General features: G+C 31.5%; 13 protein-coding genes. 8 read left to right on the plus strand and 5 right to left on the minus strand.

Annotation, left to right across the window (positions count from 1 at the left end; genetic code table 11):
* The first annotated feature begins 10 nt into the window (after positions 1-10).
* Genes MT340_RS00335 through MT340_RS00350 form a run of 4 tightly spaced genes read left to right on the plus strand, consistent with a single transcriptional unit; the run spans position 11 to position 4480 of the window.
* Positions 11-1111 (plus strand): glycosyltransferase family 4 protein, encoded by a 1101-nt coding sequence (locus MT340_RS00335; RefSeq protein ID WP_243603459.1) that lies wholly within the window; start codon positions 11-13, stop codon positions 1109-1111.
* Positions 1089-2333, plus strand: a complete 1245-nt coding sequence (locus MT340_RS00340; RefSeq protein WP_243588276.1) for an O-antigen ligase family protein — start codon at positions 1089-1091, stop codon at positions 2331-2333. The genes MT340_RS00335 and MT340_RS00340 overlap by 23 nt, the downstream gene beginning before the upstream one ends.
* Entirely contained in the window at positions 2323-3771 is a 1449-nt protein-coding gene (locus tag MT340_RS00345; RefSeq protein ID WP_243588277.1) for an oligosaccharide flippase family protein, read from the plus strand. Before MT340_RS00340 ends, MT340_RS00345 begins: the two co-directional genes overlap by 11 nt.
* On the plus strand, positions 3755-4480 hold the full coding sequence (locus MT340_RS00350) for a tyrosine-protein phosphatase (protein WP_243588278.1): 726 nt from the start codon (positions 3755-3757) through the stop codon (positions 4478-4480). Before MT340_RS00345 ends, MT340_RS00350 begins: the two co-directional genes overlap by 17 nt.
* Before the next feature lie 56 nt (positions 4481-4536).
* On the opposite strand, the gene MT340_RS00355 is transcribed toward MT340_RS00350, so the two are convergent.
* Positions 4537-4881: a hypothetical protein gene (locus tag MT340_RS00355; protein WP_243588279.1), complete on the minus strand. Its 345-nt coding sequence runs from the start codon at positions 4879-4881 to the stop codon at positions 4537-4539.
* Positions 4882-5034: 153 nt separating this feature from the next.
* Positions 5035-6090, minus strand: a complete 1056-nt coding sequence (locus tag MT340_RS00360; protein WP_243588280.1) for a PTS sugar transporter subunit IIC — start codon at positions 6088-6090, stop codon at positions 5035-5037.
* Between the two features lie 317 nt (positions 6091-6407).
* Here MT340_RS00360 and MT340_RS00365 point away from each other — a divergent pair, with 317 nt between their 5' ends.
* The 4 genes from MT340_RS00365 (at position 6408) to MT340_RS00380 (ending at position 8791) form a co-directional block, all read left to right on the plus strand.
* The gene (locus MT340_RS00365) at positions 6408-6866 is read left to right on the plus strand and encodes a MepB family protein (protein WP_243588281.1); all 459 of its coding nucleotides are present in this window, start codon (positions 6408-6410) and stop codon (positions 6864-6866) included.
* 62 nt (positions 6867-6928) lie between these two features.
* Complete coding sequence (locus MT340_RS00370) at positions 6929-7240, plus strand: hypothetical protein (RefSeq protein ID WP_243588282.1); 312 nt, start codon at positions 6929-6931, stop codon at positions 7238-7240.
* Positions 7241-7281: 41 nt separating this feature from the next.
* Positions 7282-8100 (plus strand): ATP-binding cassette domain-containing protein, encoded by an 819-nt coding sequence (locus tag MT340_RS00375; RefSeq protein ID WP_243588283.1) that lies wholly within the window; start codon positions 7282-7284, stop codon positions 8098-8100.
* Positions 8087-8791: a hypothetical protein gene (locus MT340_RS00380; RefSeq protein WP_243603460.1), complete on the plus strand. Its 705-nt coding sequence runs from the start codon at positions 8087-8089 to the stop codon at positions 8789-8791. The genes MT340_RS00375 and MT340_RS00380 overlap by 14 nt, the downstream gene beginning before the upstream one ends.
* A 111-nt stretch (positions 8792-8902) precedes the next feature.
* Here the strand turns inward: MT340_RS00380 and mntC are convergent, their stop codons facing one another.
* From mntC to MT340_RS00395, 3 genes are read right to left on the minus strand one after another with little or no spacing between them, the layout of a single operon-like run.
* Complete coding sequence (mntC, locus tag MT340_RS00385) at positions 8903-9832, minus strand: manganese ABC transporter substrate-binding lipoprotein MntC (protein ID WP_243603461.1); 930 nt, start codon at positions 9830-9832, stop codon at positions 8903-8905.
* A complete protein-coding gene (locus tag MT340_RS00390) occupies positions 9829-10665 on the minus strand; it encodes a metal ABC transporter permease (protein WP_243588285.1) in 837 nt (278 codons plus the stop codon). The genes mntC and MT340_RS00390 overlap by 4 nt, the downstream gene beginning before the upstream one ends.
* Positions 10658-11401, minus strand: a complete 744-nt coding sequence (locus tag MT340_RS00395; protein ID WP_243588286.1) for a metal ABC transporter ATP-binding protein — start codon at positions 11399-11401, stop codon at positions 10658-10660. The genes MT340_RS00390 and MT340_RS00395 overlap by 8 nt, the downstream gene beginning before the upstream one ends.
* Positions 11402-11565 lie beyond the last annotated feature (164 nt).

The raw sequence follows: 11565 nt of genomic DNA on the forward strand, positions 1-11565 counted from the left end.
TTGTATCAATTTGAAGATTTTATATCTTATTACTAAGGCTGATAATGGTGGCGCACAAACACATTTAATCCAACTCGCAAATTATTTTTGCCAAAATAATGATGTCTACGTAGTCGTAGGGTGTAAAGGGCCGATGTTAGACCAGTTAGACACGCGCATTAAAGTGACAATAGTGGACAATTTAATCGGACCTATTAGTGTAAAGCAAGACATATTAGCTACTAAAACAATCACTCACATGATTAATCATATTCGCCCTGACGTGATTCATTTACATTCTTCCAAAGCAGGTACGATTGGGAGACTGGCTTATAAACTATCTAAGGTGAATAAGGCTTTGGTCATCTTTACAGCGCACAGTTGGTCATTTACAGATGGCATCGCACCACTTAAGAAATACCTATATTTATTTATTGAGAAATTGATGTTCAAAGTTACAGACAAGGTCATTTGTGTCTCGGAATTTGATAAACAATTAGCCATAAAATATAAATTTAATTCTAAAAAGCTTATAACGATTCATAACGGTATTAAAGATCCATTAAATCATACGACATTGTCGCGTGAGAAAGACGACATACATCAATTCGTCATGATAGCTAGATTTGCCTATCCTAAACTACAAATGAACATTATTAATGCTTTAAATTTTTTGAAAAAGATGACTAAAAAGCAATTCCATTTCACTTTTATTGGTGATGGGATTAATTTAAACGAGTGTAAACAATTGGCGCATGCCGTAGAAGTTACGCAAGAAGTGAGTTTCTTAGGCAATGTGATTAATGCACAAAAAGAATTGGCTCGTTACGATACATTTGTGTTAGTGAGTAAACATGAAGGTTTGCCGATAAGTATTATTGAAGCTATGTCGTATGGATTGCCAGTGATAGCAAGTAATGTAGGTGGGATAAGTGAGTTAGTAGACGATAATGGCGCAATTCTTAAAGATAATGAACCGATTAATATTGCTTTAGCCTTGAAACAACAATTAGAGAATGATGATTATGTTAACCAAAGTAAACGTTCTAGAGAGAAATATCTTGAGCACTTTACAGAAACTAAAATGTTAAAAGAAGTGGAAATGGTTTATGATGCGTACTCAAGAAAATAGCACATTTTTAAATATACTATTGATAGGCTTAGCAATATTTATCCAACAATCTTTTGTGATTGCTGGCATTAATATTTCAATTGCTGATTTTATTATTTTAATCTTATTCATTTACATTGTGATAAATCACAATAAAGTGTTAGAAATTAATTCCCTCGTAATATTTATACTTGTTTTATATATTTATAGAATTTTAATGACAGTGATTTTAGGCGTCTTCGATGATTTACTTATTATTAATTTAAAAGAAGTGTTAGCGACATCGATTAAATTTGCGTTTGTCGTGATTTACCTTTTAATAGGTTCTATTATATTTAAATTAAATAATAGTAGGGACATTTTCTTGAAATCTTATGTGATAAGTAGCGTCGTGATTGGGATGTTGTGTGTATTTACTAGCATTTTTAAAACGCCATTATTAACGCAATTATTGTTCTTTGATGAATTGAGATCTAAAGGGTTAATGAACGACCCTAATTACTTTGCGATGACTCAAATTATTAGTTTGATTTTAGTTTTTAAATTTACAACTCGCTTCCTGTATAGGCTTGCGCTATCCTTTATGATTTTATTAGCCATTTTTACGACGGGATCAAAAACGGCTTCAATCATCATCTTATTATTATTCTTTTGTTATTGTATCGTTAAATTATTAAATAGGAATATTGTAAGTATTGTGAGCGTATTAACAGTCTTTTCTGTCGCATTATTATGCGCGTTTTATATGATCAATTTTGGCAATTGGCATATGCAAGATTTGGATTTAGGTGGCTCATTCAATAGAATGACTTCTATCTTTAAAGAAGGAACTGCTTCTATCAATGAGAGTGGTTCGGATAGAAGTCTTGTTTGGCTCAACGCTATTAGCTTAATCAAATATACTTTGGGATTTGGATTAGGTTTATTCGATTACATTCATGTCGGTACATACGTAAATGGAGTAAGCCTTGTTGCCCATAATACATACTTACAAATTTTTGCAGAATGGGGAATATTGTTCGGTCTTGTGTTCATTTTCTACTTAATCTATTTACTGTTTAATTTGGTTAAGTTTAATAAAAATGGACGCAATCTTGTCTGGATCGTAATACTTTTAATATTGATGGTTTATTTTATGACGGTATCATTTAATAATTCAAGATACGTAGCCTTTGTAATTGGTACATTGATTTACATAGTTCAATCGAATAAGACAGAAGGTAGACAGACCCATGAAGAGTGACTCACTTAAAACAAATATTATTTACCAAAGCTTGTATCAAATCATTAGGACAATTACACCTATTATCACTATTCCGATTATTTCACGTGCATTTGGACCTTCTGGTGTAGGGGTAGTGTCATTTTCTTTTAGTATGGTTCAATACTTCTTGATGTTTGCGAGTGTCGGAGTGCAATTATACTTTAATCGTCTGATTGCAGAAGTCGCACATGATAAAACAGAGTTATCGAAACAATTTAGTGATATTTTTATGAGTAAATTACTCTTGTCATTAACTGTTTTATTACTCTACGTTATAACAATTAGTATATTTATTCATGAATATTATTTAATATTTTTACTTCAAGGAATATATATTATTGGTGCTGCAACAGACATCTCATGGTTTTATGCAGGAATTGAAAAATTTAAAATTCCAAGTTTAAGTAATATCGTAGCTTCATTAATCGTTTTAGTCACTGTTGTATTTTTTATTAGAGATACTTCTGATTTACCATTATATGTTTTCACACTATCTATTGTGACTGTGCTTAACCAAGGGCCACTTTATTATTATTTAAGAAAATATATTACTTTAAAACGGATTAATTGGAAGAATGTGTGGCATATTTTTCGTTCATCCTTAGTCTATTTATTGCCTAATGGCCAATTAAACTTTTTTACGAGTATTGCGTGTGTGGTGCTAGGGTTAATTGGAAGTTATAGTGATGTGGGTATCTTTACGAATACATTTAATATTTTATCGGTAGCTATTTTACTCGTGAATACAATAGATTTAGTGATGATCCCTAGAATTACTAAATTAGCTCGTAAAGAAGATAATGCTTTAAATCAGATGCTAGAACTTAATATCAATATGCAACCGATTTTAACGCTTCCGATGGTGTTAGGTATTATTGCGATAATGCCCACATTTTATGTGTGGTTCTTTGGTGAGAAGTTTGAAAGTACAGTGTCATTGATGAACGTATTAGCGATATTATTATTCATTATTCCACTTAATATGACGATTAGCAGACAGTATCTTATTATTCAAAATAAGATGAAAGTATACAATATGTCATTAATAATAGGCGCGCTTGTTAATTTGATCTGTTGCATAATATGCATTCCTTTTTTCGGTATTTATGGCGCTGGAATAGCTAGAATTACTTCTGAACTGCTTATTTTATTGTGGAGGATCATTGATATTTCTGGCACAGGCATTAAATTAAATATTAAAAATTTTAGTAAAACAGCGTGCACGTCTCTCATAATGTTTGGCGTGTTAATGTTTTTAAATATTTATCTTACGCCTACAGTACTTTCCACTGTTCTCTTACTTATCATTGGAATGTTAGTTTATCTAGTAAGTAATTTAGTGTTAAAACATGAATTTATTTTATTAATATTAAAGAATTTAATTAAACGTGGTGATAATTTTGATCGACATTCATAATCATTTAATTTGGGGCGTGGATGATGGCGCAAGGGACATAGACGAAACGATAAACATGATTGAAACAGCTTATGCGCAAGGTATTACAAGAATTATTGCGACACCACATTTTTATATTGATACCTATGAGCCGAATAAAGAGGATTTATATGAAAAGAAAGTATTACTAGAAGATCGATTAGGAGAATTAAATCTTCCTGTTTCGATTAAGATTGGAGAAGAGATTTATTTAGAACCTGCTTCTTTTGAAAAAATAGAATCCAATATAGCATTATCAATAGATAATTTAAAATATATATTAGTAGAATTTTCATTCAATGATATTTCATTATTTATATTTGAACTTCTTGTGAAGCTAGTAGATATGGGTTATATCCCTATTATTGCGCATCCTGAACGATATAAGTCAGTACAAACGGATTTTAGCTTGCTTGAAAAGTTTGTCGACACCGGTTGTATTCTACAATTAAATGGAGGTTCTATTTTAGGTAATCATGGCAGAGGTGCTAAAAAAGCTGCCAAATATATGGTGAAACATCGACTTTTCCATATTGTTGGTAGTGATGCGCATAATGACACTAATCGTCCATTTGTTATTGCGAAAGCTTTTAAAAAGATTAAAGATCAAGACTTTAAAAATTTCTTAGAAACCAATGCCGAAGCAATTTGGAACAATCAAAGAATTGATAGTTACAGATACTTCCAATAAATAAAGTAATAAAAAACGAGTTAGACACTATCGTCTAGCTCGTTTTTTTGAAAAACTTATATAATAAGTAATTTAATACCTCTAAAGATATTTAATATGAATAATATACCTGCCCAAATAAAGAAGATGACAGCAAGTACAAGACCTACAAACCAACCCATGCCGTGTTGTGAACCCATTAATGCGGGGACAAATATTAGTGCTACGAAACCTAAGGCAATGAGTACCCATGTCCAAATGTGATTAAATAAAGCGTTTCTAGAATATGTTGATCCAGGTGGTGATGCGAAAATCCATACAATCAATGGGAAAAGAACTGGCGCAAAGAATACACTTAAATAACTTAAAGCGCCAAGTATATTACCACTTCGTTCGTCATATCTATCTTCGTAATTTGACATGTTTTTCACCTCAACTCTATATAAACACATAATGATGCTATTTTTAAGAATAAAAGCCTTAAATTACGATTCTGTAAGTTAATCGATAAAAAAAGAACTTGCGAGAAAATAATTATTTCTCGACAAGTTCTTTTTAGTTCCCTGTATATCAAATTATGCTTGTGAATGTTGTTCTTTTTTGTCTTTATTTTTATTCCAAGGCATTGGAATGTGTAAATGTAATAAGTCGAATTTTTTAATGATGAAACCTATAATAAAGGCTAGAATAACAGCTGTTACAGTTACGGCTGCAATTGTAATGATTGAAGTAAGTGGGTTATTGAAACCGAATAATACGATTGCACCAGCCATTGGTGTTGCCATACCTGTGACACCAATTTTTAAGCCACTGAAATTGATAATACATGCGGTAAACATACCGATAATCGCATTTGCCCCATAAAGGACAGGCGCGTATTTAACGATAAGATCAATTTGTGTAAGTGGTTCGATAAATACGGCGAAGCGGTTAGATTTCTTACCAATTTTAAGTAAGTTAAATAATGTAAAGTTCGCAAATGATGCACCTGTACAAGTAATCGCACCGATAGCCATTGGGACCCCTGTTAAACCTAATATACTTGCAAGTACCATTGAACTTAATGGCGTCATGCTTGTTACTGGAATGATTAAACCTAAAATAATTGCTAATGCGTATGGGCTACTATCACCTACAGAGTTAACTGCATTCGCGATTGAATTTAATACTGCGCTAACACCTGGATTAATTAATGTTGCTAAACCATATACTAAAGCTGGCGCAACAAGAATGACTACGATTAAATCTAAACCGTCTGGTACTTTTTTCTGAATAAATTTAATGACAAAAGCTGTTAAATAAGCGGCAATGAACGCTGGTAATAAACTAAACTCTTTTAACGTCAGACCTACGATAACAGCAAATACTGGTGACACTTTTAAATTAATACATGCAAGTATTCCGACTGCAATACCGCCTAAGCTCCCTGCTAAATCACCAATATCTTGTAAAAATTTTATATGGAAAATGCCTCCAATAGCATAACTTAAGAATGCTTGTGGTAAGAAAGTCGCACAAGCCGCCCCTGATAACGCTTGTAAACCTTCTTGGCCATATGGCGCAAATTTTAAGAATAACGTCATAACAATGAGCACAATCACTAATGTGCCTACCCCTAATATGATATTCATTTATAATAACTCCTTAATAAATATAATCTGTTTTTTTAAACATTTTAATATTGTAACATATATTGCAAGTATTAAATTTACAGATGATTATATTGTTTATTTTTACCGAAGTATTTAGAGCTATTGTTTTTTATTTCCAAAAGTTTTGTAAAGTTGAGATAAATATTATAACTAAACACGTGACAGCAAGGATTTGATGGTATTCAGTGCAACTTAAGCTTGCTATTTCTTATATTTCTATTAATGGTATAGTAAGTAAAAAAGTTGTTTTAAAAATGTAATTAAAAGATTAAAAATAATAGCACAAGGAGTTTGTTATGGAGGACATCGAAGCTTTTCACTCATATAAGTTATTGAAACAAACATTTTCAACTTCTGAAGCTACTTACGGGATACAACAATGGAATCAACAATATGAAGCTTTAGAAATAGAAACTAGCAATGGAATTTTTACAAGTAGGTTAGCTCAAAAAACTCCTAATAAAAAGGGCTACTTCTTTGCAATTTGGAAAAAAGATGAAAATAATAAAAATGAGCCATATGAAGCCAAAGATTTAAATGACGCATTGATAGTGAATATCGTTGATGGGCATAAATCCGGGCAGTTTATTTTTCCTAAGGAAGTTTTATTGGATAAGGGTATTTTAAAAAGTGATACTTCCAAAGGAAAAATGGCTTTAAGAGTGTATCCACCGTGGGAAACTGAATTAAATAAAACAGCTCTTAAAACACAACAGTGGCAGTGTGACTATTTTAAAGAGATGAGTTATGAATAAATTTTAGCCAAAGTTTAATGTTTGTGAAAAATAAAATATCATTTGTAAATGGAGATTAATAAATGGACGGTATCATTGCGTTTCTTCAAATGTTAGTAGTCGTACCTTATTCAATATTTTTGTTGGCAGTTTTTATGTATTGTATATGGAAGTGTGTCTTTTTCGTAAATGATTTAATTAGGGGTTTGTTAGGTAATAGATTACAAAGTAATGACTCTGAAGGTATGTCATTTTTCATTTTATTTGTAGCTATATTTTTAGGATCATTATTATTTCTCATTCCTTTCTATATTGTCGTAATGTTGATTGGTAATTTTTTCCAAATCCCTTTAGTAATTATCGGTATTTATATTATTGTTAAAAAGTTAAAGTAACGACGAGAAATTTAAGATATTTAATACATAGGAGCATTGATATGGAAGAGTTTGTAATAGAAGGACAAGATATTTCTAAAGTAATCAATCATCAACATATTATTGAACAAATAAATATGAAATTTCCATATAACTCTATTGTTTTAATTGAGGGGAAAAATGGTTCCGGAAAGAGTATTACTTTGAAAATGTTAGCTCATATATTAAAACCATCAAGTGGGAAGTTAAAGGTAAATGGTATTGTAAGTTATGCACCTGATCACTTGCCGTCAACGATTAACTTAACTGTTAAAGAATATCTAAAATTTATTGAAGATATAAGTTCAATAAATTTTAGTATGAATATTGAGGAATTGATTAGTCGATTTAATTTAACGTCTTTTTTGGAAAAAAGAATCAAGGAATGTTCTAAAGGTACTCAACAAAAAGTGAATTTAATTCAATGCTTAGCGAGAAAAGCAGACATTTATATTATGGATGAGCCATTTTCTGGTCTTGATAAGCGTGCGATAGTCCAATTAAAATCAATATTCTTGGAATTAAAACAAACTGCAACAGTAGTCCTAACATCTCATGAAGAGGCGTTGGATTATTCATTTGTTACTCATAAATTTAATTTAGAAACTAAGCATCTTATAGTGAATAAGTATGAAACTCAATCTAAATCAATGATAGTTAAAACGAGAGAACGTTTAGATTCCAATCTATGTGAAAATTTAAAAGAACTTGAAGCACAAGCAATAAATAATGTTCAAATTAAAGTGAATGTAGCTAAAAGTAATCGATTAATTGCCTTGTTAATCGAGCAAGATTACTTTATTCAAGAGGTAAGAGAGGATAATGATGATGGCACTTATTAATTATCATTTTAAGAACTTTATAAGAACGTATAAGTGGATTGGACCGTTAGTGATTTTTTTACTCTTGGTAGTCATTTTATATGCTTATTCAGGGCAACCAATACTGTCTAGTTTTGCTAGTACCTCAATGCTTCTTCTTTTTATTTCAACTTGGATAACTGTAATCATTTTAGACGTTGATTCTATAAAAGAGAAACAATTACTATTCACTCAATTAAAATCTAAAAAAACATACTTAACCAGTAAATTAATATTCTCTTTTATCATAATTTTGCCATTAAGTTTATGGGCGATTATTTATCCTATCATTACTTTTAGATTTGAACATATGCCTAATTTGATAGAAATCTTAGTAGGTCTATATAGTCATATAATTATAATAGCTTTAGGCGTTATTATAACAACGTTAATTAAATCTTTAACTAGAATTTCTAATAAACTTATTTGGTTATTCATTGTGTTAATATGCTTAATCTCAATGTTACGAGGAATTCTTATTCAAACATTTCCGATTTTAAAATATATTCTATGGATTTTTCCACCCGTTAGTGATTTTCTTAATATGCTAAATAAAAGTCTAACAGATGTATTAAGTGTTTCATTCTTACTTATTAATTTTTGGATGATTGGTTATTTAATTGTGGCGTTGATATTACTATATACCATTTTTAATAAGTCGGAATATATGTAGAAAGAGTTCCATATTATTGAATACACAATTAGAGGTTGAGACAAAAGTGTCTAGGATTTCCTAGAACGTAAACGCTTTATGTCTCAACCTTTTTCATTATTTTATAAATGATTATTCCATGCTTCCGTGAATCGTCTCGATATTATGTTTCATCATTTTATAATAAGAATCTCCTTTAGATCCTTTTTCTCCAATTGAATCTGTAAATACTTCTCCGTAAATACTTTTACCAGTTTCTTCAGATAAGCTATTCATAGATTTTTTGTCTACACTTGTTTCAACTAATAAATGTTTAATGTGATTGTCTTTAACAAATTTTATAGCTTGTTTCATTTGTGAAGGTGTGCCTTGTTTTTCAGTATTGATTTCCCAAATATAGCCAGGTTTAATATCGAATGCTTTTGAAAAATATTTGAAAGCACCTTCACTTGTAATCATGGCACGTTCTTGTTTCGGAATATCATTAAATTTATTTTTACTATCCTTGTTTAACTTTTCCAATTGGGCAAGATAAGTCTTACCTTGTTTCTCATAGTCTGCTTTATGTGATGAATCTGCTTTAATCAGTTGTTCTTGAATGTTCTTCACATATTGAATACCATTATCTAAACTCAACCAAGCATGTGGGTCAATCTTATCTTTATTACCAGTTTCCCCATTTAAATAAATGGGTTTCACGCCTTTAGACACCGCGAAGACTGACTTATCATCAGTAGATTTACCTGCTTGTTTTAACGCTTTTTCAAACCAACCGTTACCAGATTCTAAATTGAAACCGTTGTAGAAGATGACATCTGCATCAGTCAGTTGTTTAATATCTTTCGGTTTAACTTCATATTCATGAGGGTCTTGTCCTACAGGGACGATGCTATGAACGTCTACCTTATCTCCACCTATATGTTTGACCATATCATAAATAATGGAGTTAGTAGTCACGACCTTCAATTTGTCGTGATGTTTGCTGTGTTGTTCATTAGAATTTGAACTACAAGCTGCTAGAACGAGCATTAATGCAATAAGTAATGGAATAAATTTTTTCATGTTGTTTGTACACCTCTATACTTTGTTTTTATTTTTGAAAAGAGAAGGGCCAATAAATAAATACTAAATGTTGCAATCACAATCGTCGCACCACTAGGCAGATTGTAAATAAAGCTAAAGTATAAGCCGATGATAGAACTTATGACGCCTATCAAACTTGCTACAATCATCATCGAATATAAATTCTTTGTGATTAAAAAGGCGGTCGAGGCCGGTGTAACAAGTAAGGCAACGACTAAGATAATGCCGACAGTTTGAATACTAGCGACGGTTACTAAGGCAAGTAATAGCATTACAAAATAATGAATCATCGTTGTATTCAATCCACTCACACGGCTAAATGTGGTATCAAAGGTTGAAATCATTAATGGTCGATAAAGTATGCCAATCAGTAACATCACGATGACGCCAATAATGATGGTTGTCCAAAACGTTTGTTGAGTGATGGCGAGTAAGTTTCCGAATAAAATATGATGTAAATCTGTTGTACTATTGATAAGACTAATAATGATGACACCCGTTGCGAGAAATGCAGTGAAACTAATGCCGATTGCTGCATCAGGTTTGGTTTTACTATTGTTTGAAATGTATCCAATTAATAAACTTGCAATCATGCCAGTTACTAATGCCCCGATGAACATCGGAATATTGAATAGGAAAGATAAAGCCACACCAGGTAAAACTGCATGACTCATTGCATCTCCCATCAACGATAATCCACGAAGGATGATCAAACTCCCAACAGTTCCACACACAACACCTACAATAATTGAGGTCATTAATGCTCGATTTAAGAACTGATAATCAAATAAATGTTGAATGAAATCAGTCATTTGGTAGGCCACTCCTTTCATCAAAAGTAGAAGTCACATTAAATAGAAATGTACGATTTAAATATTGTGACTGCATCGCTTGATGACTAGGACCGAAGAATCTAACGGTACGATTAAGTAAAAGGATTCGATCGAAATAATGTTCTGCTTTAGATAAATCATGATGCACAATGAGAATGAGCTTGCCTTGAATTTTTAATTGACGAAGCTTATCCATAATAAGTTGCTCACTATTAAAATCGATGCCAACAAACGGTTCGTCTAAGAGATAGACGCTACTATCTGACATCAATGCTCTTGCCACAAGTACACGTTGTAACTGACCACCACTAAGCTCAGAAATTTGTTTGAATTGTAATGATTCTAAGTCCAAGTCTTTTAATAGTATTTGAAACTTCACTTTTGATGCGTGATCGACACGTTTGAACCAGCCAATGGTTTGGTAACAACCTGATAATATGACTTTCTCCACATTGATTGGAAAGTCTAAGTCTAATTGTGCTTTTTGAGGAATATATGTAATGTATTGCAATTGTTTATGTATGAATTTGCCATATAAATACATCTCGCCGGTTGCGTTAAATTCGCCGATTAGACATTTCAACAAAGAAGATTTACCAGCACCATTGGGCCCCATAATGCCAATAATTTCCCCAGAAATTGGAATCTTTAAAGAAATATCTTTAAGCACATGTTTGTGATTTAAATGCAAATTCATATTGCTCATTTCTATCAATCAATTACCTCCTAAATAAAAGTTTAGGTTAACCTAATTTATTTCATAATAAACACCAAAATTAAAGTGTGTCAAGTTGAGTTAGCAAATAAAAATATGAATAGTGTATGTAATGATTCAAGAAAAGATGCGTTTAATCGCATTCCAATCATTGTCGTTGCTAC

Origin of the sequence: Staphylococcus sp. NRL 16/872, assembly GCF_022815905.2 — a bacterium.
In the GTDB taxonomy this organism is placed as follows: Bacteria; Bacillota; Bacilli; order Staphylococcales; family Staphylococcaceae; genus Staphylococcus.